Source organism: Nonomuraea sp. NPDC047529 (assembly GCF_040642995.1).
Classification (GTDB): domain Bacteria; phylum Actinomycetota; class Actinomycetes; order Streptosporangiales; family Streptosporangiaceae; genus Nonomuraea.
Genome location: NZ_JBEYTJ010000075.1, coordinates 1 through 20,167 on the forward strand (window position 1 = coordinate 1; position 20,167 = coordinate 20,167).

Below are 20,167 nucleotides of genomic sequence, written 5' to 3' on the forward strand. Positions count from 1 at the left end.
CCCCTGCAACCTCCAACTCCTCTACCAGGGACGCAGCCCCAGCTCCGGCGGCGACTACGGCCTCCTGCCCTACCGACCGGGTCTGCTCACACTCCAGCGCTGAGCCTGCTGAGCGCGGGTTGATCGTCCCGCGGACATCGAGACGGCCTTGAGCGATCACACCCGGTGCCGAGCCACCGGTGATCGCTCAAGGCCGTGAGGGTGCCTCGGCCGGCGGGCCGTCGCGTCGTCGTTGCATGCTCAGCAGCATCATCGGGTTCTTCACGTGAGCGTCCGGGAAGCGGCCTGGACCACTGCGCCGCGACAGCCGGACGCCGGCGGGAGAAGACTGAGGAGTACCAAAGCGGCCACGAGAGCCCCGTGGTCCAGGACGCTGAACCGGGACATAGCGTGCCCACCAGGCCCGCCGATCCCCGAAGCGCCCGCGCTGGAATCCTGCCCCGGGAGTGAACGTGAGCACTACGCCACTGTAGTCACGGGCGAACTCCGCTGTGGCGATCCTGAACCGTCCGACGCCCGGATCGACGATCGTCACCACGTCCCCGGCCACCCGCTCCACGACCACGAAATGCCTGGCCCGCCAGTGAACGATGGCGGGGAACGGCAGCTCCGGTACCTGGGCTGCGGGTACCGAGAGCGCATGGGTGTCCAGGCCGTGCGCGCGGGCGACACGCACCAGCGCGAGCGCGCTGACACCGTCCCGGCCCACGCCCATCTCGGCCGCCAGCGCGGGCAACGAGACGCGGTGTCCGTACGCGCCGAGGACCATCGCCAGACATGCGGCGCCGCATTCGACCATGCTGTGCTGGAGTACGACAGGAACACGCATGGAGCGGCAGTCTCCGTCCCCCTCCTTCGAATCCGCTTGTGCTCACTTGGAACGCAGGTGGGAGGATGAGCTGGACGTGTTCGCCGCGCTGAAGGTCGTAGGGTGCTTCGCCGGCCTTGAGTGCCGGCCCATCCTGGCGGACTTGCCGCTGATCGTTCCGCTCCCGTCCGCCGCGACCATCGGCTGGGTGAGCAGCGTCCCGGGGAGCATCCTGACGGCGGCGGCCACCTGGTCGTGCTGCGACCAGTAGGCGAACCACCCCATCGGCGATGCGCGCCTCATTCAGCGCTCCGCTGGCCGGTATCGATCCGCTTGTTGACACGGACGACAGAGACGCGTTCGACGTCGAGGCCGTGACAATCCTGCGCCGACTCGTCCGACGTGCGCTGCCGGAACGATCACCGAGGTCAGGCATACGAGGCGAACTCTCCACCAACGCTGAGAAGCGCCGCCGTCGCTCAGCCCACGAAGGGGGACTCGAAGGAGAACTGCTCCCGCCTGACCAGATCGGTGACCTGGGCGGAGCCCAGGGCACGGTCGAACTGGAAGGGGTTGTTGTCGGGCACGCTGCGGGTGCCGCAGAACGCCGTCTGCCCGTTCTGGAGGCTGATGTTGACGCAGCGGGCGTCCGCGGGAAGAGACTCCAGGCGGGCGGTGAGGTTCTCGACCTCCACCGAGAATCCCGTGCCGTTGAAGACCTCCGTCTGGGCCTGCTTCCAGGCGGCACCGGTCCCCCAGATACAGGCTCGGGCCGAGAGACCGGGGAAGACGAGACTGGAGATCCAGCTCCCGCAGGTCGGGTCGGCCGCGGCCAGGGCACCGCTCGTGCCGGTCAGGCCCGGCGCCATCGTCACAGCGCCCGCCACCACCGCTGCGATCAGTGCTCGTGACAGAACCCTCGCCGATCGGGTGCTCATCGTGGCCTCCCCTTCGTGAACGGCTGATCGCCGCCGCCGGACATGGGTGTCGCGTCGACGGCGGTCGGACGCCGCCTCAAGGCCGGAAGCGCCTGCCGTCCGATTGCTCGACCTTCGGTCCGTCACAGACGGTAATCGTCCCTTGACAGCTCCATATTGTGGGTGCCGAACGGCGACGGGCAATCTTCGGTCCACTCAGTGGACCGACGGAAGCAGTGTCGCTTCCGGCGGGAGACAGAGTGGTCGAAACCCATTCTCGGTGACCTGCAGGATCGACAGCAGCGCCAACCGCGGCGACAGCGGCCGGTGATCACTCGGTCCCACCCGTGCCGATGGTCAGATCAGTGACGGTCACGTAGGTGACCATGTACACCCCCGGCCAGGTGCGCAGGCTCGCCTGCAGGGTGTCGGGATCGATGCCCGGCCGCAGCTTCACCAGATACGCATCAGGATGAATGGCGCCCCATGGGTGGCTCCCGGGAAACCACTCAGGCAGCTCGTCGGGTGAAGCGTAGTAGACCGTATCGGCCTGCGGCATCGACACCAGGCGCTGCATGATCGCGTCTTTTGTTGGTTTCGTAGCGGTCGGCTGCAAGATGACTGCGGTTACGTCGCTGGCTGCGGGCTTGATAACGGCGCGGATGACCAGATATCCGCCGACGCCCACGAGGCTCACACCGAGGCAAGCCACCAAGATGATCACAGCGAGCAGTCCCGGCCGCTTCCGGAGCGGACCGTTACCCGGCGGGGACATCGGTGCCGGAAACTGCCGATATGGGGGCTGGTTCACGTCAAGCAGCCTAGCGGGGGCGTATCCCCTCGCATGGGGCTCCTGCCACGACGCTGACGGTCACCCCCTGGGTACGGCGGCGGGGTGCCAGGACCTTGGCGACGAGGCTGGGACGCGGCGGGACGTCAGCTGCTCGTCACGCGGAGGTGATGTCGAGCGTTCGCAGAAAGTCCTGGAGTGCGCCGGTGAAACCCGCCGGGTCCTGAAGATGGAGGAAGTGGTCACCGTGGAGCGTCACCAGCCGGGTGTGCGGTCGCCGCTCGGCCATCTCGTGCGCCTGGCCGCTGGTGATCGGGCTGTTCTCGCCCACCAGAAGCAGCGCGGGGACGTTGGTCGCCAGCCAGTCGGCCCAGTGGTCACCCCAGTTGGAGCGTTCCGACTCGACCGTGTCGTGGGGATGGAACGGCAGGCGCCAGGTGCCGTCGGGCAATTGCCGCAGGCGGTCCGCGAACATCGGGCCCGCTGCGCCGAGCCCGGCGACCAGCTCGTCGCGCGTGGCGGCCTCGTACGGACTGGACAGCAGGAAGTCCAGACGACTCGGACCTGAGACGACGGCGCCGATCTCCTCGATGACCAGGGCGCGGACGAGGGCCGGGTGACGGGCGGCGAGCTGGTAGGCGTTCAGGCCGCCGAGGGAGTGTCCCAGAGCCACGACCGGGCCGACGTCCAGGCGCTCCAGCAAGGCCGCGAGGTCGGCGACGTACCCCTCGCGGGAATAGTCCGTGGCTCGGTCCGACTCGCCGTGCCCTCGCTGGTCGGGCGCGATGACCCGCCAGTGCGGACCCAGCTCGGCCGCCAGGCCGCTCCACATCATGCCCTGGTCGAGATGTCCGTGCAGTGCCAGCAGCGGTTCGCCGGGGCCGCCGAAGTCGAGGTAGGACAGGTGGCGTCCGTCCAGCTCCAGTGCCGCGCGTACCGGGGTGGGGAGCGTGCTGGGCATCACGGTGCTCCGATCGCTTCAAGGCGGTTGCGGCTGGATGTATGCACCGTAGACTGCGGAGGTACCCACCACAAGCGCGCACTAGTACAGCAGGTTCAAGTGGGGCGATGCGGCTGGCGCAACGGCCGACCTGAGCGTAGGTGCACTAGTGCGGCCCATGGGAGGACCCCTACGATGAGCCCTGCCGAGCCCTCCTCTGATCCACCCTTCCTGCGCATCACCGCCGAGCTGCGCCGACGCGTTGAACGCGGCGAGCTCCGCCAGGGTGATCTGCTGCCCTCCACGCGGCAGATCGTCCGGGAGTTCGGCGTCGCCATGGCCACCGCCACCAAGGTGCTGACCGCCCTGCGGCAAGCCGGCCTGGCGCGGCCGGTTCCCGGCGTCGGCACGGTCGTCGACACCACGGGCATCTCCCCGAGGACGCCGCACGACCGCAGACGTCCGACGGCGCCCTTGGACCGGGACCGGATCGTCAGCGCGGGGTTGGCCGTCGCCAACGCCGAGGGGCTGCCCGCACTGTCCATGCGCCGCCTCGCCGCCGATCTGGACGTCACCACCATGGCCCTCTACCGCCACATATCCGGCAGAGAGCAGCTGATCCTGCTCATGGCTGACGCTGCCTTCGGCGAGTTCCCGCTTCCGGAGCCCTTGCCGTCCGGATGGCGCCGCCGCCTGGAGACGGCAGCCAGGCAGCAGTGGGCCATGTATCAGCGTCACCCGTGGCTGGCGCAGGCCGTTTCCTTCACCCGCCCCCTGCTCGCTCCCCGCGCGATGGTCCACAGCGAGTGGGTGATGCGCGCCCTGGACGGACTCGGCCTGGACCCGGCCACAAGCCTGCACATCCATGTCTGCGTGGCCGCCTACGTCCGCGGGGTGGCCGCGGGCCTGGAGTCCGAGGCCGCGGCCGCGGCCCACTCGGGGATCACCGACGAGCAGTGGATGGACACCCGCGGCACGCCGGCGCTGATGGGGCCCCCAGGCGATCCGGCGTTCCCGAATCTCGCACTCGTCCCACTCCATTCACTCGACCTGGACACCCTGTTCGAATTCGGGCTTCACCGCCTCCTGGAGGGCATCGTGGCGCTGATCGGCGAGCCCGTTCAGAAGGGCGGTCGCGAGCCCGGGCGTGCGTGACGCGGATCGCCTGGTCGGGTTGGAGCTCGGCGAGAGGAACTGATGGACGCATGGCGCAGGGCGTCGCACGCATGCACCTGACCGCCGCCCTGACGACGTCGTCCAGGATGCGTCCCGGCTGAGATCCCGGCGAGCAGCAAGATCGCCGCGACGACTGCTCCAGCCTCGATGACCAGCACGAGGGCCTGGGCGTTCATCCGGGCGACGGTTCTTCTGCCCAGCCACGCTCCGGCAACGACAGCCGGACGCAACCGGCGCCGATGACGGCGAACGTCTTGTCGGCCGGTACCGCGCGCGCCGGCTGAAACCGCCGCCAGAAGACGGTGATGATGAGAAACGCGCCGAGAACGCGCGTGAGCGGATCGACCGGCACGTAGGGCAGCAGGAGACCTCCGGCCAGGGCGAAGGGGACGGCGCCCAGGGCGTACCACTTGATGAGCCGCCACCGGACCGCACGCCGGTTGAACCAGACGCGGCCGCCGTCACTGGCCAGTTGAGTCAGGGGGAGGGTGGGCAGGGCCACCGGGAGGCCTCTCCGGCTCCCACGCTCGCGGGAGCCACGAGCTCCAGGCTTTTGCCCCTTCAGTTGACCGGTGGCCACCGAAGCCGCCGGCGGTATCGCTCGGACCAGGCCCGCCAGACCTGCATGAACCGGAGTGCCGGTCAAGAGGTGAGGGCAAGGAGCGGTGACGACGGCCGCGGGCCGGGCCGCCGTCATGGCCGCGCTTCTTCCAGGTGCCTGCCCGACGGGCCTCGGCCGCCGCGTCCGCGCCGCTCGAACGGACGGGACCAGCCGCTCTGATCGACCCGAACCGCGAAGAGTTCTTCTAGCGGAAGTCCTCGGCATGATCCCGCGCCCACTGCGCGAACGTCCGCGGCGGGCTGCCTGTCACGGACTGCGCCGTGGGCAACAGGCCCAAGGTGCTCGGATCGAAGTCCATGCTGTCGGCCGGATCGGCCGGATTGCCGTCGTAGTCGGTGAATCCCAGCAGGAAGTCCGCAGCCTCGGCAGCGAATCCTCCGATCTTCAGGTAGATTTCGCGCGCCTGCGCCGGAGTGACCTCCTCGAACCTCACCTCTTCGCCGAGCGCGTCGGCGATGGCTTCGACCTGGCCGCGCAAGCTGATCAACTCTGGGCCGTTGATGTCGTACGCCTTGCCGTGATGCCCCTCCTCCAACAGGGCTTTCAGCGCCACATCGGCGACATCCCGCTCGTGCACGGGAAACCAGGCCGCGTCCGGGTTCGCGTCCCGCACCAGCCGCTCGGCCCGGATCGACGGCCCCCACAGCGAGAGCTTGTTGGCGGCGAACTCGCCCGGCCGGAGATGTGTCCACTCCAGACCGGACTCCTGAACGGCCTGTTCGACCAGCGGATGGAATGCCGTGTCGAAACCGCCGCTCACCGCGCCCGACGAGAGCACGACGATCCGCCGAACGCCGGCCTGCTTGGCGCGTTCGACGATCTCCTTCGCCGTCGACGGCTCCGGGAAGAGGAACATCCGGTCCACGCCGTCAAACGGCACGCCGTCCGGCTTGGTGAGATCTCCCCGGACGACCTCAGCGCCGGGCAGCCGGGCCCGGCCCGGGTCCCTGGTCAGCGCCCGTACCTGAACGTGGGCCTCGACCAGGCCTGCTGTCACATGCCGCCCGACGTTCCCTGTTGCCCCGGTCACCAGCACTCGCACGCGCGTCCTCCTTTTCCGTACGTCCTACGGATAAACATTACCGTAGGATCTACGGAAAAGGGAGGGCTTGATGGAACGCAGCGGTGGTGGCGACGCTCGGGAGACCTTGCGCCTGCTCTGGCGTTCCCCACAGGCCCGATCGGGCCGCGGCCGGCCGCCCAAGGTGTCCCTGGACAAGATCGTGGGTGCGGCCATGGCGCTGGCGGACCGGGAAGGACTGGCCGCCATGACCATGGACCGGCTCGCCGCGTCCCTCGGCGTCGGCACGATGACGCTCTACACCCACGTGCCCGGCAAGGCCGAACTGGTCGACCTGATGGTGGACTCCGCCTGGCAGGAACTCGACCTGACTCGATCAGGCTCCTGGCGGGACCGGATCGAGCACTACGCGAAGCAGAACACGGCCTTGCACGAACGCCACCCGTGGCTGCGCATGGTGTCGACCGTACGACCACCCCTGGGTCCCGGCCTGCTCGCCAGGGCCGACTTCCTCCTGGCCGCTCTGTCCATGACCGGGCTGTCCGCCACCGAGAGGTCCGCGGCGAGCGACTCCGTCGTCACCTTCGTCGACGCCGCGACCGCCATCCTTGCCGAACACACCCATGCCGAGCGGCTCAGCGGCCTGTCCGACGACGACTGGTGGGCCGCCCGTCAGGAGTTCTGGGAGACCATCTTCGACCCGGCGCGCTACCCGGCGATCGAACAGACCTGGCAGAACGGCGGCCTCGACCGCAGCGCGGCCGAGGCTGCGCTGCGCGCGTTCGACCTCGGCCTGCGTGCCCTGCTCGACGGAATCGCCGCGACGGCCCAGCGAAATCGCCGATCGACCGGCTGATCTCCACAGGGACCTCGATCGGCTAGCCCTGTCCGGCGACAGTCGCGCGGAGGGTCTCGATCCACCAGTCGAGCAGACGGTCCCGGGCGGTGTCGTCCAGCCCGACGCTCCGGCGGAACTCGTCGCCGAACAGCGGCTCCGTCGCGACCGCTTGGTGCAGGGCACACACAGTCAGCTGGATCGCCTCGCGTGACGGCGGCGTTCGCCCGGTGGCCGCGCACTGCCGCCGAGCCTGGGCGTGCAGCCGGTCCACCACCTCGTCCAGCATTCCGCTACCGGCGTCCCGCCAGCCGGAACGGTGCAGCGCGAGCGCCAGTTCGGCGTAACCGCCCGCGTACAGCGCGGCCAACGTGCGCACCAGCTCGGCGGGATCGATCGGGGCGTCGGCCCACGTGTCGAGCACGATGTGCAGTTCGGCCTTCAGTTTGGCCCCGCCGAACCGCAGCAGCGACTCCAGCAGTCGTTCCCGCGTGCCGAAGTGGTGGTTGACCGCGGCGTCGGACACACCGACCTCCGCCGCGACGGCGCGCACCTGCACGGCGGCAGGGCCGCCCGCGGCGAGCAACCTGCTCGCCGCTTCGAGGATCAGCCGCTTGGCGTCCTCGGGCCGGCGTCGTACTCGGGGGGGCATGCGCCCACCTTACCTTGACCGGTCAAGGCAGCGTCGCTTACCTTGGTCGCTCAAGGTAAGGAGGCGGCGCGTGCGGGGACACTTCGCGATTCCGGCGATGACCGAGCTGGCGACGGCACTGGGTGTCACGATCGACGATCCGGCGCCGCCCCGCGAGATCCACTTCTCCCGTGCGGGCTGCCGGTTGCACGGATTCGACTGGGGTGGAACCGGATCCCCGGTGCTCCTGTTGCACGGTGGCGCGTTGACCGCGCACACGTGGGACTTCGTCTGCCTCGGCCTGCGCGGCGCTGCCCGGCTGATCGCGCTGGATCTGCGAGGTCACGGCGAGAGCGGCTGGTCCGGTGACTACCGCGTCGGCACCCTCGCGGCCGACGTCGTCGCCGCGGCCGATCACCTCGGCTTCGACCGGGTCCGGCTGGTCGGCATGTCTCTGGGCGGCGTCATCGCGGCCCACGTCGCCGACCGGCATCCCGCTCGGGTGGAGCGGCTGGTGCTCGTCGATGTCGCGCCCGGCGTGGACTTCGACAGCACCTGGCGGGTGCGGTTGTTCATCAGCGGGCTCGGTCCGGTGCGGGATCTGGAGACGGTGGTGGAGGCCGCGATGCGGGTCAATCCACGCGCCGACCGGGCCAGTGTCACCTACCGCATGAGCACGCTGTTCCGCCGTGCACCCGGCGGCGGCTGGGTGCCGAAGAGCGATCCGCGGCCTCCGGACTTCCCCGCCATCCTGGCGGCCATCGATCGGCTGCCCGATCAGCTGAGCAGGACGCCGGTGCTGCTCGTGCGCGGCGGACGCAGCAGGGTGCTCCCCCAGGCCGCCGCCGAACGCCTGGCCGCGCGCCTCCCGGACGGCGAGCTCGTGGTCGTGCCGGACGCCGGGCACAACGTCCAGGAGGACAATCCGGCCGCACTGATCACCGCGTTACGTGCCTTCCTGACACGCTGACCGCGACAACGCCGGATCAGCGACTACGGCCGTGACCGGCTGCGAACCGCAGAATCCTACTGGAGACCCGGCGAGTCCCTTACCGCCGGACCGCGAAAGGAGAACCAGCGTATGTCCGCACGAACGTTCGAGCTCACCACGATCCCCTCGGTGAAGGTCGGCATGCTCATCCGCCGCCCCGCCCGCGAGGTGTTCCAGGCCATCGTGGACCCCGCCATCACGAGCAAGATCTGGTACACCAAGAGCAGCGGGATGATGACCCCCGGCGCCGAGCTGACCTGGGAATGGGAGATGTACGGGGCGTCGACTCAAGCCTCGGTCGAAGAGGTGGACGAAAACAGTCGGATCCGCTTCACCTGGGGCAACTACGCGCCCGACGCCCCCACCACAGTCGAGTTCCGCTTCATCCCCATGCCCGACGACACCACCTACGTCCAAGTCACCGAAACCGGGTTCACCGGCACCGGCGACGAACTCGTCCACCACGTAACCGACTCCACCGGCGGCTTCACGTTCCTGATCAGTGCACTCAAGGCGCTGCTGGAGCACGACATCGTTCTCGGCCTCGTCGCCGACGCCGACCCGAGCGGCCTGTCAGCCTGAAAGAACTGGCATCATCGCAGCATCTTCTGTCCTGTCCGTTCATGTGTTGCAGGGAGCCAGATGGATCAGCTGGTGGAGGACGATCCGCGTACGCTGGGGCCGTACGAACTCGTCGCCCGGCTCGGCGAGGGCGGCCAGGGCGTCGTCTATCTGGGACGCGACCTCTCCGGCCGGCAGGTGGCCGTCAAGCTGCTGCACAACGGCCTGCTGACCGATCCCGGCGCGCGCGACGGGTTCCTGCGCGAGGTGGAGCTCGCCCGGCGGGTGGCCAGGTTCTCCACCGCGCCCGTGCTCAACGCCGACCTGGCGGGCCGGCGGCCCTACATCGTCAGCGAGTACGTGCCCGGCCCCTCGCTGCGTGACCTGGTCGCCACCGAGGGACCACGGCAGGGGGCCGCGCTGGAGCGGCTGGCGATCAGCACCGCCGCCGCGCTGGCCGCCATCCACCGGGCCGGGGTGCTCCACCGCGACTTCAAGCCGGCCAACATCCTCATGGGGCCCGAGGGCCCGGTCGTGATCGACTTCGGTATCGCCCGGGCTCTGGACGCGCCAGGCAACACCTCGACGGGCCCGCTGATGGGCACGCCGTCCTATCTGGCGCCCGAGCAGATCGGCGGCGGGCCGGTGACGGCCGCGGCCGACGTCTTCGCCTGGGCCGTGACCATGGTGTTCGCGGCTTCGGGGCGACCCGCGTTCGGCGCCGACTCCACCCCCGCCGTGATCAACCGCATCCTGAACGAGCAGCCGGCCGTCTCCGGGCTGGACGGCGTCCTGCTCCGGCTCGTCACCGCCGGCCTGTCGAAGGACCCGGCCGCGCGGCCGAGCGCCGACGACCTGGTCACCGGGCTGACCTCGCGCGACTTCGTACCGGGACCGGCCGCCGGGTCTCCCCCGCCGCCGGAGCGTCAGGCCGGTCGGGGGCGGCGGCGCGCGCTGCTGGCGACGGCCGCCGCCACGGCGGCGCTGCTCGTCACGGGCGGCGTGCTGATCACCGCGGACACCCTGCCCCCACCGCCCCCGGCCACGATCGGCACGGCCTCTCCCCCGTCGTCCGGCACCACCACCGCCCCGGCTCCGGCCGCGGCCACCGCCTCGCCGCAGGAGGTCAAGAGCACTGCGCGGGGGACGTCGTCCCCACCGGCCAGGCAGCGGGCCCGACCCAGGAGCTCGCCCCCCGCCACCCAGCCGACCAGGACGGGCGACACGGTGAGCAGCCCCATCGACGACGGCTCAGTACCCCACCCGACACCCGCCCGGCACACGGAGAACCCGCCGGAGCCCACGCGCGAGCCGTCGCAGCAGCCCACCCAGGCGCCCGCCCAGCCGCAGCCGCCGTCCCCGATGGAGAACCCGTTCACCTGCATCCCGTCGATGTGCTGAGGCGTGGCCCGCGTCAGTCCTCCCGGGGGATCTTCGAGACTCGTGGTCGGCGTGGAAGAGCACCTCCTGCACCCGACGGTCGTCCCCGCGGGTGCACATCTGGCCGACCAGGGGCAGTGTGGGGGGCCCGGCAGCGATGGAGCAGAATTCACGCTGTCGGCGCTGACCTGCGGGAACTCCTCGAGAAACACAATGAGGTCGGCCGCGTCGAGCCTCCTGCTTCGCGCGCAGCAGGGGGGGCACCGTCCGCTCCGATCTCGACCTGGCTGACCTGCCGGCCTCGACCCCGGCCACACGCAGCGCCTGCTACGGATTCTGTGGCACGGCCTACAGGTCTGGACCGTGTTTTCACAGGGTGATGAGGGGTCGCGGCGTGGCGGTCATAGGTGATCGACGAGGCCTCCGGCAGTTGGTTCAACGACGAAGAAGAGCCAGATACCGGAGACCTCGTGGCCGGCGTAGCGGTGACGAGGCGGCATGACCTCACCGATGAGCAGTGGGCAGCCCCGGAGCCGCTGTTACCCGCCGCTCCGGGACGTGGTCGTCCGCCGAAATGGAGCAGAGGGCAGCCGGGATGGCCGTCTGCAGAAGGGACCGCCCGGTGGGACGGGGAGCGAACCCTAGTCGGGCAGGCGGTCCAGGAGCCAGGTGGCGCCCTCTTCCGTGATCTCGGTGTGGCCGCGGTTGTCGCCGGCGCACAGGAAGTCGTCGAAGTCGCTCTCGTCCGGGGACAGCGCGTCGATGTCGGTGTACAGCTCGGCTTCGGTGACGTCGCGGACGGAGACGGCGCTGATGGACGGGACGAAGCAGTGCCCGGCGATCGCATTGTCGACGTCCAGGCCGAGGCCGGTGGCTTCGGCGATCGCGTTGAGCGCGTCGGCGAGGATCTTGAACCCGGTCAGGATGCCGCCGGGCGCGCCGTCGACGCACGGAACGCCCGGCGCCTGGACCTCGATGACGTCGGGCGTCAGCAGGCGAAGCAGGCCGGCCAGGGTCTCCGGCGCCTTGGGCTGCGTGCGCAGGTCGGTGCCGGTGATGAGGTCGCCGGTGCCCAGCAGCGCGCTCTCCCCGGCGCCGGTGCCGTTGCCCGCGCCGTTGCCCGCGCCGTCGGCGACAGCGAGCAGGCGCGGGATACGCGGCCAGCCGCCGACGGACTCCAGTTCGCGCAGGAACTGGGTGCGCAGCGGGTCGACGCCGGGCTCGCCGTCGGTGCCGGGCAGGTGCCAGGCCAGCAGCTGGCGGGCGGCGGGGCTGTTGAACAGGTCGGAGAAGCGCGAGTCGTAGGCGTTGATGTGGTGCGCGAACGCCTGGAGCGAGATCGGCACGTAGGCGCCGCGGTGCGGGGTGTCCCAGGAGAAGTACACGCCGACCTGGTGGTCGATGCGCTGCGTCTCCATCCGGGCCAGGGCGTAGCGGGTGACCAGGCCACCCATGCTGAACCCGCCGGCCAGCAGGCGGGTGCCGCCGAGCCGCTCGGCGGCGGCGCGGTGGATCGCCGCGGTGGCGGTCTGCGCGTTGTCGAGGATGGAGGCGCCGCGGTCGTCGAAGCCGATGACGACGACGTCGCGGCCGCGCCGGCGCAGCTCGCTGATCAGCGGGAAGGCGCGCCGCTCCAGGCCGTCGTAGAGCTCGTCGATGTCGCTGGCCCCGGATCCGAAGCCGTCGGCCAGGAGCACCGGCCGGGTCAGGGCCTGGTTGCGTTCGCCGTAGTACACCCATGCGGTCCCGCCGGGCAGCTGCCAGCGGTCGCTCCACTCCGCGGCGGGAGGAGCGGTGGTGGTGGTGGTGGCGCCCGCCCTGGAGCTGGCGCTGGAGGACAGGACGACCGGCGGCGCGGCGCTCAGAGCGCTCGCGATCTGCTGTTTGTTGATCACCCCAGAGTTATCACCATTAGTGGTCGTACGGACACCTAAAGCTATGATCTCGGTCGGCTCCGCGTTTGGTTCACATGAGACCGCAGCAGCGAGTCCACCGGCCGGCCGAGAACACCCGCGCGCGTGGGATCGCATGCAGCGGCTTGTGCTCGGTCAGGACGCCTTCCAGGTGAGGGTGATGCGCCAGAGTCGCCCAGTGGGCGCGGAAGTCGTGCCCCTCCAGCGCTTGGGCCCGGCTCCCCACGCGTTGCCGGCGGGCGTACGTCACAGACGGCACGAACTGGCCACGGCCTCGCTCGGTGATCAGCGCGCGGCAGTCGGGCCCGGTTCGGCGTGTGCGCGCGACGAGCGGGCCGAGACGACGTCGAGCAGGTTGGCGAGCTGACCGAGCTCTTGTGGATCCAGCCGACCGGTCGCCGGTGTCAGGGCACGCCGAATGTCCTCCTTCACGCGTTCGGTGAGTTCGATCCCGGCCGGGGTCATGTACACCTCGACGACCCGGCCGTCATCGGGGTTCTTGCCGCGCGTCAGCAGGCCCCGGCGCTCGGCGCGGGCGATGAGGGTGGACATCGTGGACTTGTCCAGACCGAGGTAGGCGGCCAGGTCGGTGACGCGGAGGCGGCGGTCGCGAAGGATGCCGAGCACCCGCAGCTGGGTGAGCGACAAATCATGCTCGCCACCGATGCGGGTCAGCACGCCGGCCACTTCGAAGGTGGTCCGGACGAGGGCGTCCATGACGTCGTCGGCGACGGTCATGCCACCATGCTAGTCCGGCATGGTTGGAAATGCCAACCATGCCGAGGTGTGGACGCCCGGCATCGCCGTCGCCCGAGGGCGCCTCGCGACTCGATCCCGCATCAGGTGATCGACGGATGCGGCGTCGATCACACGGCCCGGTTGACATGGTTTGCATTTCCAACCATCCTGGAGATAGTTGGAAATGCAAACCATCCCCAGGAGGTCTCCATGCATGCTGCCGTCATCCCGGAAGCCGGTGCTCCGCCGGTCTATCAGGACCATCCCGACCCCACGGAACGCCACGACGAGCTCGTCGTCGAGGTCCTCGCGGCCGGTCTGCACCATCTGACCAGAGCCAAGGCGAACGGCTCGCACTACTCCGGCAAGGGCATGTACCCGCTCGTCCCAGGCGTCGACGGCGTCGTACGTGACAAGGAGGGCAACGTCCGCTACGTGGTCCTGGACGACACAGCTCTGGGAACGTTCGCCGACCGCACCCTCATCGACCCGAGTCGCAGCGTGATCCTGCCCGACGGCGTCGACCCCGTACGGATCGCCGCCGCGATGAATCCGGCCATGTCGTCCTGGGTAGCGCTGCGCCGGCGCGTCGAGTTCCGAGCCGGTCAGCGTGTCCTCGTCCTCGGCGCCACCGGCAACGCCGGACGGATGGCGGTCCAGATCGCCAAGCTGTTCGGCGCCGCCCACGTCCTCGCCGCAGGCCGTGACGCCACTCGCTTGAGAGCGCTGACCGCCCTCGGAGCCGACGAGACGATCACCTTCGACGAGATCAGCCGCGCGGCCGATGTCGACGTGGTCATCGACTACGTGTGGGGCGAGCCCGCAGCCGGCGCCTTGATCCCGATGCTCACCACCCGCGCCGACCGCGCCGTCCCGCTGACCTGGATCCAGATCGGATCCATCGCCGGCCAGAGTGCGCCGATCCCGTCCGCGGCACTGCGCTCGGCCCGCTTGCAGATCGTCGGCAGCGGCATCGGCTCGGTCCCTGCCCGTGACATCCTCGCCGAGCTGCCCGAACTGGCCTCAGCGGTGACCGCCGGCGCGATCGACGTGCGGGTCCGCGCCGTACCCCTCCCCCAGGTCGCGCAGGCGTGGACCGACGAGACCGAGGACCGCATCGTCCTCGTCCCCCAGCCGCCCCATACGACGCGGCAGCCATGACATCGTCGAGCAGCGGCTCGAACGCGCTGATCACTGGGCCCTCCGGGGCGATGGAGCCGCCGGCGGGGGACGCGGCGTCGGGGTCATGATCGGCCCGTTGTCGCCAAGTGAGGCGCCTCATGTCGGCGGCGATGGTCGGACGCGGGGCCATGGCGAGGCCGAGGGAGGGGCGCGGATGTCGGCTGAGGCGTTGGTCACCGCCTCGCGTTCGAGCACGTTCAGGCGGGACTCCAGCGCGGCGTGCCGGACGTCGGCGGTCAGCCGGTCCTGCTCCACCCGCTGCGCAAGGCTGCATGCTGGGCGTTCACCTGCTCCAACTCTTGCCGCAGCAATGCGATCTGACCGTTGACCTGGGCGAACCCGACCTCGACCAGGCGGCGCAGCGTCTCCAGCGACAGCGCCACGCTCGGTATGTCGTCACTGGTCACACGCTGTCCTCGGTACGGGGCTGGGTGCCGATGAACGTGGCCGGGGGCTTGAGCTGAAACGTCGGCCGGGGAAGCTGGTCGCCCCGGTGGGCGCGTAGCCACTCGGCCGCCATCCGCCGGCCCTCGACCCGGACCGGGTCCAGGCGGGCCAGCGACAGGATCGGCTCAAGCGGGTCCGGCGGCGCGACCCGAGACGAGCCGACGTACTCCAGCGCTTCGGCGCGTAGCACCCGCGGCGCGGCTTCCAACTGAACGCGGTGCTCCTTGACGAGCCTGATCCGCTCCAGGTAGGCCGCTCGCCGCTCGTGCTCGGGTATGCCGGGTGTCCAGCAGGTCGGCAGGCCGCGCGTCGCCTCCAGCACTTTGACAGCGCCGGGGTCGGTGCGAGTGAACACGTCGTTCCCGCCAGGGATGTACGGCTCGTGCAGCACGATGTCGAGCAGCGTCGGCACGTCGTCGGGATCGAGCCCGTACAGGGCGCACCGCCATTCCAGCAGCGCGTGCGGGATGGCGTGGTGGATCTCCATCCCGGCAGGGGGCTGGAACCGGTAGACGCACCAGATCGGTTCGGCACCGTCCGCGTGCGGGGCCACGGCGGCGCCCGTGTCGGCCAGGGTGGTGTGGGTGTAGGCCAGTTCGGCGTCCCATATCTGCACAAGATCGGACACAGCGCCTCCATGGCGTGAACGAGACAAGAACCCGAGACCAAGCGGGTGATGGGTAGGGGCGCCGACCTGCGTGTTCCCGCTCAGGCCGGAACAGAGCCTGGCGCGATGAACGGGCTCTGGCCATCAGTCCCACGAGCAGCGTTTTGTCTGGGTGGCGAATCGGGGTTCCAGACAATCCATCAGCCACCAAGACTGGCCAATGCCTGCCGTCACCTGCTCGGCGGGCTTGACCTTCACAACCTGGGCCAGCTCAGGACAATCACGGAGATCTCATGCTGAAAAGATTCATCCCGGCAGCCGTCGCCGCCATCTCTCTGGCAGGGCTGACCTTCACGCCGTCGGCAAGCGCGGAAGCCCTCTCCTCCTACAAGGCGTACGGCTGCGCGGCCGGAGACTTCTGCGTGTACTCGACAGAGGTCATCTCCGAAGGCACGAAGATCAGCATCGGGCGAGGCGAGAACTGGCCAGCGGAGGATGACAAGTGGTCAAGTGTGTCCGCCAGCCCGTACAAGAACGTCCGCTCCTTCTTCAACAACGGCAAGATCGACACCTATGACCACGTCTGGGTCATCTACATCTATGGGGACGGCACTGGCGCGGCGAGATGCATTCACCGCGCCGTGGACGGTGACCTCGGGCAGGGACACGAGTACACCGATCTCCGAATGCCCGCGACCGTCGTCCGGATCGAGTGGCGGAAGGAAAACTGCGAGAAGTAGCCCGCGTCCGCCGGTGATCCGGCGGTCCGACGCCCGGTGGTCGTCGGACCGGTTGGGTCGATCCGGGACGCCTCCAGCATCCGATCGGAACCGGAGGAGTCGGCCGGATCACGCACACCGGACCGGGGTTGCCGTCCATGTCCGCGCCGTACGACACGATCCGGGAGTTCGGCGCGGACCCGGACGGCGAGAACGTGCGCGAGCCGGCCAGGATGCCCGCGGTCGGCCCGAGCGCGGCTACCGCGTCCGGGTGAACCCGTTCGACCTGCGGGTCACGATCGACGTCGACCTCGCTCTGTTCACGGCCGATCCCTCGGTCGGCGGGTGGGGCGGCCGGTACACCTGGACGAACCCGCCCAGCGACCGTCGGATGACGTTCATCGTGGCGTGCGTGTACCCGGGAGGAGTGATCGTGGCCAACAGCTTCCAGGCGCGTACCCTGCCCTCGGCGACCGCTCCGGTGGAGCCGCCACCGCCGCCCGCCGGCCATTTCCGTGCGGTCGGGAACATCGGCGGGGCCGTCGAACTGACGTGGGACCGCGTCGACGCGGCGGCCGTGAGGGAGCTGTTCGTGGTCCGGCATGGGCCGGAAGTGAGGTTGTTCAGCTCGCCTGGGGCCTCCGACCCGGGACGGTTCACCGACCACGTGGGCGGGCCCCAGCTCCGATGCCGCGCCTGCCGGGCTGGTCGGAACGGCGCGGGATCGCCATGAGCCACGGTGTCCCGATACCGGCGATGACCGCCGTCTCATGGGGGCCGAACCGCATCGACGCGGCATGGAGCTCGTTCTCGGACTTCAAGAAGATCGCCAGGGTGGCCTGGACCGGAGCGGCGTTCGAGTCCCGGCCGGGGCCGGCGGGACCGGGCGACGGGAGCGGTGACTCCTCCGCCATCGGCTCGATGGCCCTCAGCTCGGGGCGGGACCGTGCAGGGGCGGCCCATGGCCGCATCCTGGGGCGAAGGACGGCTGGACGTCTTCTACCGATCCCCCGCGAACCATCTCATGCACCAGTGGCTGGACGCCGGAGCTCGGGGCACGGAGGAGGACCTGCCGAACCGCTGGACCACACCGCCACCGGGCCCCTCGACGAGAAGCGCGCCCCAGCCGCCGCGTCCTGGGGGGCGGGCCGGGTCGACGTGTTCTTCGTCCGCTTCGACCAGGGGGCGGTCCCGTACGTGTATCACATGTCCCATCACTGACCGGTGACCCGGCCCACGCGCGTCGGTTGTCGGGGATGCCTGGGTTGCTCCCTTGCGCGGCTCTGGAGAAATCCACGACGCCCGCTCGGACACGACCGTGACCTTGCCGCACCAGGAACTCGAAGAGGCCGTCAACTCTGGACCCGGAACGGCCGAGGTAGCAAGTTACAAGTTTTGACATCTGTTACCAACCCGCTTAGCGTTTCTCGTATGGAGCAGAGGACATTCGGCGCCGACATCTGTGTGGGGGCGGTCGGGCTCGGTTGTGCAGGCATGTCCGGCGCGTACGGACGCAGCGCCGACGAGCAGAGCATCGCCACGCTTCGCAACGCGCTCGACGCCGGGATCACGTTCATCGACACGGCCGACCACTACGGGATGGGGCACAACGAGACGCTCATCGGGCAGGCGCTGCGACCCGCCGATCGCGACCGCACCGTGGTGAGCGTGAAGTTCGGCGCGTTGTTCGGTGTGGACGGCAGCGTCCGCGGCATCAACGGCCGACCGGACGCGATCCCGAACTTCCTGGGCTACTCGCTGCAGCGGCTGGGCACCGACTACGTGGACATCTATCGCCCGGCCAGGCTGGACCCCGCTGTCCCGATCGAGGAGACCGTCGGCGCGGTCGCCGAGATGGTGCAGAAGGGCTACGTGCGCGGCATCGGGCTGTCCGAGGTCGGCGCCGAGACGATCCGCCGCGCCCACGCCGTGCACCCGATCACCGACGTCCAGATCGAGTACTCACTGTTCAGCCGCGGCGTCGAAGATGAGATCCTGCCCACCTGCCGCGAGCTGGGCATCGGCGTCACCGCCTACGGGGTGCTCTCCCAAGGGATGCTGACCGGGACATGGCGGCCGTCGGCCGGCGACGCACGGCATCGCGGGCACCTGCCCCGCTTCGCCGCCGGCAACATCGAGGCCAACCTCGCGTTGGTCGAGCGGCTGCGGGAGATCGCCACCTCCCGCAGCGCCACGGTCGCCCAGCTCGCGATCGCGTGGGTTCTGGCGCAGGGTCGCGTGCACCAGGACATCGTCGCGCTGGTCGGGGCCAGCCGACCGCGCAGCGTCACCGAGGCGGTGGACGCCGCCGGCCTGCGGCTGACCGAGGACGACCTGGACGCGATCGAGCAGGCCGTCCCCCGAGGGGCGGTCGCGGGCGAACGCTATGCCCCCGCCCTGCTCGTGCTCCTGGACAGCGAGCGAACGGGCGGCAGGCGCTGATGCCGGCCCGAACCCCGCTGGACGCGAACGCCATCCTGGCGGCCACCGAGCAGATCCTGCGCCGACACGGGCCGGACAAGGCGACGGTCGTCGACGTCGCCCGGGCACTCGGGGTCAGCCACGCCGCCGTCTACAAGCACTTCCCCTCCAAGCAGGCGCTGCGCGAGGCCGTGACCCGGCGCTGGCTCGACCGCAACCGCGACGCCCTCGCCGTCATTGCCGCCGACAGCGCGGTCCCACCGGTGCGGCGACTGCGTACCTGGCTGCACGCCGTCCTGGCCGTGAAGCAGGCGAAGATCCGCGAGGACCCCGAGCTTTTCGCCGCCTATGGAATCCTCGCGGCCGCGCACAGCAGCGTCGCCACCGACCACGTCGCCGACCTCTTGGGCCAGCTGACGGCCATCATCGCCGACGGCGCCGCCGACGGCAGCCTCCGCGCCGACGACGCGGAGGCCACCGCCCACGTGGTCTTCAACGCCACTGCCAAGTTCCACCACCTCGCCCACGCGGCCGAATGGCAGAACCCCGGCGTCGGCGCCGAACTCGACGAGGTGTGCAGCCTGCTGCTGGAGGGTCTTCACGTCCCCACATCACCGTAGCCGAAGCGGGTCGACCACACGCCGCGACTCGTCAGCGGCGCGGTCGGCCCTGCCCATCACCACCCAGGCGGCAACGAACAAGGAGGACGAACGACCATGGTTCAAGCAATCGGAGTGACGCAGCCAGGCGGACCGGACGCTCTCGGCGAGCTCGATCTGGCGGCCGAACCGATCGGTCCCGGTCAGGTCAGGATCCGGGTCACCAGCGCCACGGTGAACCCGGCCGACGCGATGATCCGTTCTCGTCCGCGGCAGGATGAGGCGGACGCGGTGCGGGTGCCGGGCATGGAGGTCGCCGGCGTGATCACCGAGATCGGCCCCGCCGTCGACCGCCCGTTCACGACCGGGGACGCCGTCATGGCCATCGTGGTGCCCTCGGGCGAGCACGGCGGCTACCGGGCAGACCTCGTCATGTCGGCACGCTCGGTCGCGAAGATCCCGGCCGGGCTCTCGGACGTTCAGGCCGCCACCATCCCGATGAACGGGCTCACCGCCCGGCTCGCACTCGACACGCTGGCGCTCCCGGCCGGCGCGACGGTCGCCGTCACCGGCGCAGCCGGCACCGTCGGCGGATACTTCGTCCAGCTCGCCAAGCAGGCCGGGCTGGTCGTCGTCGCCGACGCCGCCCAGCAGGACGAGACCTTCGTCCGCGAGTGCGGAGCCGACGAAGTCGTGCCGCGGGGGGACGACTTCGCCGCGATGGTCCGCCGCCACCACCCGGGGGGGGGGGTGCGGGCGGGTGGCCCCGCCCGCGGGGGGGGGGGGGGGGGTCGGCGGCCGGTGGGACGGGGGCGGCGGGGGGACCGGGGCGGCGCTCCAGGCGGCGGGCGCCGGGCGGTGCGGCGGCG

The 20,167-nt window shown here is 70.2% G+C and carries 25 protein-coding genes; 12 read left to right on the forward strand and 13 right to left on the reverse strand.

The genetic code is table 11. The features are described from left to right. Positions 1 to 187: 187 nt before the first annotated feature. The 5 genes from ABZ815_RS51545 to ABZ815_RS51565 form a co-directional block, all read right to left on the reverse strand. The gene (locus ABZ815_RS51545) at positions 188 to 829 is read right to left on the reverse strand and encodes a cysteine peptidase family C39 domain-containing protein (protein ID WP_357710575.1); all 642 of its coding nucleotides are present in this window, start codon (positions 827 to 829) and stop codon (positions 188 to 190) included. Positions 830 to 871: 42 nt separating this feature from the next. Then, positions 872 to 1,111, reverse strand: coding sequence for a hypothetical protein (locus tag ABZ815_RS51550; protein WP_357710577.1), 240 nt, complete (start codon positions 1,109 to 1,111; stop codon positions 872 to 874). Between the two features lie 176 nt (positions 1,112 to 1,287). Next, entirely contained in the window at positions 1,288 to 1,746 is a 459-nt protein-coding gene (locus ABZ815_RS51555; RefSeq protein ID WP_357710579.1) for a hypothetical protein, read from the reverse strand. Positions 1,747 to 2,056: 310 nt separating this feature from the next. Next, positions 2,057 to 2,449, reverse strand: a complete 393-nt coding sequence (locus tag ABZ815_RS51560) for a hypothetical protein (RefSeq protein ID WP_357710581.1) — start codon at positions 2,447 to 2,449, stop codon at positions 2,057 to 2,059. 223 nt (positions 2,450 to 2,672) lie between these two features. Next, complete coding sequence (locus ABZ815_RS51565) at positions 2,673 to 3,476, reverse strand: alpha/beta hydrolase (RefSeq protein ID WP_357710583.1); 804 nt, start codon at positions 3,474 to 3,476, stop codon at positions 2,673 to 2,675. A gap of 174 nt (positions 3,477 to 3,650) precedes the next feature. Here ABZ815_RS51565 and ABZ815_RS51570 point away from each other — a divergent pair, with 174 nt between their 5' ends. After that, positions 3,651 to 4,610: a TetR/AcrR family transcriptional regulator C-terminal domain-containing protein gene (locus ABZ815_RS51570; RefSeq protein ID WP_357710585.1), complete on the forward strand. Its 960-nt coding sequence runs from the start codon at positions 3,651 to 3,653 to the stop codon at positions 4,608 to 4,610. 193 nt (positions 4,611 to 4,803) lie between these two features. Here ABZ815_RS51570 and ABZ815_RS51575 read toward each other — a convergent pair whose 3' ends face one another. Together ABZ815_RS51575 and ABZ815_RS51580 are read right to left on the reverse strand one after the other, a co-directional pair. Further along, positions 4,804 to 5,133, reverse strand: coding sequence for a sulfite exporter TauE/SafE family protein (locus ABZ815_RS51575; protein WP_357710588.1), 330 nt, complete (start codon positions 5,131 to 5,133; stop codon positions 4,804 to 4,806). Positions 5,134 to 5,437: 304 nt separating this feature from the next. Then, positions 5,438 to 6,295, reverse strand: a complete 858-nt coding sequence (locus tag ABZ815_RS51580) for an NAD(P)H-binding protein (RefSeq protein ID WP_357710591.1) — start codon at positions 6,293 to 6,295, stop codon at positions 5,438 to 5,440. A gap of 70 nt (positions 6,296 to 6,365) precedes the next feature. On the opposite strand from ABZ815_RS51580, the gene ABZ815_RS51585 reads away from it, so the two are divergent. Continuing rightward, on the forward strand, positions 6,366 to 7,130 hold the full coding sequence (locus ABZ815_RS51585; protein WP_357710593.1) for a TetR/AcrR family transcriptional regulator: 765 nt from the start codon (positions 6,366 to 6,368) through the stop codon (positions 7,128 to 7,130). Positions 7,131 to 7,152: 22 nt separating this feature from the next. On the opposite strand, the gene ABZ815_RS51590 is transcribed toward ABZ815_RS51585, so the two are convergent. Next, positions 7,153 to 7,761: a TetR/AcrR family transcriptional regulator gene (locus tag ABZ815_RS51590; RefSeq protein ID WP_357710595.1), complete on the reverse strand. Its 609-nt coding sequence runs from the start codon at positions 7,759 to 7,761 to the stop codon at positions 7,153 to 7,155. Between the two features lie 70 nt (positions 7,762 to 7,831). Between ABZ815_RS51590 and ABZ815_RS51595 the strand changes: the two genes are divergently transcribed. From ABZ815_RS51595 to ABZ815_RS51605, 3 genes are all read left to right on the forward strand, one after another. Then, the gene (locus ABZ815_RS51595) at positions 7,832 to 8,710 is read left to right on the forward strand and encodes an alpha/beta hydrolase (protein ID WP_357710597.1); all 879 of its coding nucleotides are present in this window, start codon (positions 7,832 to 7,834) and stop codon (positions 8,708 to 8,710) included. A 111-nt stretch (positions 8,711 to 8,821) separates the two neighbouring features. Next, a complete protein-coding gene (locus ABZ815_RS51600; protein ID WP_357710600.1) occupies positions 8,822 to 9,313 on the forward strand; it encodes an SRPBCC family protein in 492 nt (163 codons plus the stop codon). A 60-nt stretch (positions 9,314 to 9,373) separates the two neighbouring features. Continuing rightward, positions 9,374 to 10,693, forward strand: coding sequence for a serine/threonine-protein kinase (locus ABZ815_RS51605; protein ID WP_357710602.1), 1,320 nt, complete (start codon positions 9,374 to 9,376; stop codon positions 10,691 to 10,693). A 620-nt stretch (positions 10,694 to 11,313) separates the two neighbouring features. On the opposite strand, the gene ABZ815_RS51610 is transcribed toward ABZ815_RS51605, so the two are convergent. Beyond that, on the reverse strand, positions 11,314 to 12,567 hold the full coding sequence (locus tag ABZ815_RS51610) for a hypothetical protein (protein ID WP_357710604.1): 1,254 nt from the start codon (positions 12,565 to 12,567) through the stop codon (positions 11,314 to 11,316). Positions 12,568 to 12,870: 303 nt separating this feature from the next. Beyond that, positions 12,871 to 13,323 carry a MarR family transcriptional regulator gene (locus tag ABZ815_RS51615; RefSeq protein ID WP_357710606.1) on the reverse strand — a complete coding sequence of 151 codons (453 nt, stop codon included), beginning with the start codon at positions 13,321 to 13,323 and terminating at the stop codon, positions 12,871 to 12,873. Between the two features lie 210 nt (positions 13,324 to 13,533). Here ABZ815_RS51615 and ABZ815_RS51620 point away from each other — a divergent pair, with 210 nt between their 5' ends. Then, complete coding sequence (locus tag ABZ815_RS51620) at positions 13,534 to 14,484, forward strand: zinc-binding alcohol dehydrogenase family protein (RefSeq protein ID WP_357710609.1); 951 nt, start codon at positions 13,534 to 13,536, stop codon at positions 14,482 to 14,484. A gap of 117 nt (positions 14,485 to 14,601) precedes the next feature. On the opposite strand, the gene ABZ815_RS51625 is transcribed toward ABZ815_RS51620, so the two are convergent. The 3 genes from ABZ815_RS51625 to ABZ815_RS51635 are packed head-to-tail and all read right to left on the reverse strand — an operon-like array spanning position 14,602 to position 15,580. Next, positions 14,602 to 14,760: a hypothetical protein gene (locus ABZ815_RS51625; RefSeq protein WP_357710612.1), complete on the reverse strand. Its 159-nt coding sequence runs from the start codon at positions 14,758 to 14,760 to the stop codon at positions 14,602 to 14,604. Then, on the reverse strand, positions 14,742 to 14,912 hold the full coding sequence (locus ABZ815_RS51630; RefSeq protein ID WP_357710614.1) for a hypothetical protein: 171 nt from the start codon (positions 14,910 to 14,912) through the stop codon (positions 14,742 to 14,744). The genes ABZ815_RS51625 and ABZ815_RS51630 overlap by 19 nt, the downstream gene beginning before the upstream one ends. Continuing rightward, positions 14,909 to 15,580, reverse strand: coding sequence for a hypothetical protein (locus tag ABZ815_RS51635; RefSeq protein WP_357710616.1), 672 nt, complete (start codon positions 15,578 to 15,580; stop codon positions 14,909 to 14,911). Before ABZ815_RS51635 ends, ABZ815_RS51630 begins: the two co-directional genes overlap by 4 nt. A 272-nt stretch (positions 15,581 to 15,852) precedes the next feature. Between ABZ815_RS51635 and ABZ815_RS51640 the strand changes: the two genes are divergently transcribed. From ABZ815_RS51640 to ABZ815_RS51665, 6 genes are all read left to right on the forward strand, one after another. Then, positions 15,853 to 16,299: a hypothetical protein gene (locus ABZ815_RS51640; RefSeq protein WP_357710618.1), complete on the forward strand. Its 447-nt coding sequence runs from the start codon at positions 15,853 to 15,855 to the stop codon at positions 16,297 to 16,299. Between the two features lie 250 nt (positions 16,300 to 16,549). After that, positions 16,550 to 17,011 carry a hypothetical protein gene (locus ABZ815_RS51645; protein WP_357710621.1) on the forward strand — a complete coding sequence of 154 codons (462 nt, stop codon included), beginning with the start codon at positions 16,550 to 16,552 and terminating at the stop codon, positions 17,009 to 17,011. A 299-nt stretch (positions 17,012 to 17,310) separates the two neighbouring features. After that, positions 17,311 to 17,499, forward strand: a complete 189-nt coding sequence (locus tag ABZ815_RS51650) for a hypothetical protein (RefSeq protein ID WP_357710623.1) — start codon at positions 17,311 to 17,313, stop codon at positions 17,497 to 17,499. A 210-nt stretch (positions 17,500 to 17,709) separates the two neighbouring features. Continuing rightward, the gene (locus ABZ815_RS51655) at positions 17,710 to 18,720 is read left to right on the forward strand and encodes an aldo/keto reductase (protein WP_357710625.1); all 1,011 of its coding nucleotides are present in this window, start codon (positions 17,710 to 17,712) and stop codon (positions 18,718 to 18,720) included. Then, positions 18,720 to 19,319 (forward strand): TetR family transcriptional regulator, encoded by a 600-nt coding sequence (locus ABZ815_RS51660; protein ID WP_357710628.1) that lies wholly within the window; start codon positions 18,720 to 18,722, stop codon positions 19,317 to 19,319. The genes ABZ815_RS51655 and ABZ815_RS51660 overlap by 1 nt, the downstream gene beginning before the upstream one ends. A gap of 96 nt (positions 19,320 to 19,415) precedes the next feature. After that, a partial coding sequence (locus tag ABZ815_RS51665; protein WP_357710631.1) for an alcohol dehydrogenase catalytic domain-containing protein occupies positions 19,416 to 20,167 on the forward strand: 752 nt, incomplete at its 3' end.

Bases quoted from the DNA above. Each gene is read 5' to 3' on its own strand.
- ABZ815_RS51555 (WP_357710579.1), bottom strand. From the start codon at position 1,746: ATGAGCACCCGATCGGCGAGGGTTCTGTCACGAGCACTGATCGCAGCG.
- ABZ815_RS51620 (WP_357710609.1), top strand. From the start codon at position 13,534: ATGCATGCTGCCGTCATCCCGGAAGCCGGTGCTCCGCCGGTCTATCAG.
- ABZ815_RS51615 (WP_357710606.1), bottom strand. From the start codon at position 13,323: ATGACCGTCGCCGACGACGTCATGGACGCCCTCGTCCGGACCACCTTC.
- ABZ815_RS51570 (WP_357710585.1), top strand. From the start codon at position 3,651: ATGAGCCCTGCCGAGCCCTCCTCTGATCCACCCTTCCTGCGCATCACC.
- ABZ815_RS51590 (WP_357710595.1), bottom strand. From the start codon at position 7,761: ATGCCCCCCCGAGTACGACGCCGGCCCGAGGACGCCAAGCGGCTGATC.
- ABZ815_RS51640 (WP_357710618.1), top strand. From the start codon at position 15,853: ATGCTGAAAAGATTCATCCCGGCAGCCGTCGCCGCCATCTCTCTGGCA.
- ABZ815_RS51550 (WP_357710577.1), bottom strand. From the start codon at position 1,111: ATGAGGCGCGCATCGCCGATGGGGTGGTTCGCCTACTGGTCGCAGCAC.
- ABZ815_RS51660 (WP_357710628.1), top strand. From the start codon at position 18,720: ATGCCGGCCCGAACCCCGCTGGACGCGAACGCCATCCTGGCGGCCACC.
- ABZ815_RS51585 (WP_357710593.1), top strand. From the start codon at position 6,366: ATGGAACGCAGCGGTGGTGGCGACGCTCGGGAGACCTTGCGCCTGCTC.
- ABZ815_RS51605 (WP_357710602.1), top strand. From the start codon at position 9,374: ATGGATCAGCTGGTGGAGGACGATCCGCGTACGCTGGGGCCGTACGAA.
- ABZ815_RS51545 (WP_357710575.1), bottom strand. From the start codon at position 829: ATGCGTGTTCCTGTCGTACTCCAGCACAGCATGGTCGAATGCGGCGCC.
- ABZ815_RS51565 (WP_357710583.1), bottom strand. From the start codon at position 3,476: ATGCCCAGCACGCTCCCCACCCCGGTACGCGCGGCACTGGAGCTGGAC.
- ABZ815_RS51655 (WP_357710625.1), top strand. From the start codon at position 17,710: ATGGAGCAGAGGACATTCGGCGCCGACATCTGTGTGGGGGCGGTCGGG.
- ABZ815_RS51600 (WP_357710600.1), top strand. From the start codon at position 8,822: ATGTCCGCACGAACGTTCGAGCTCACCACGATCCCCTCGGTGAAGGTC.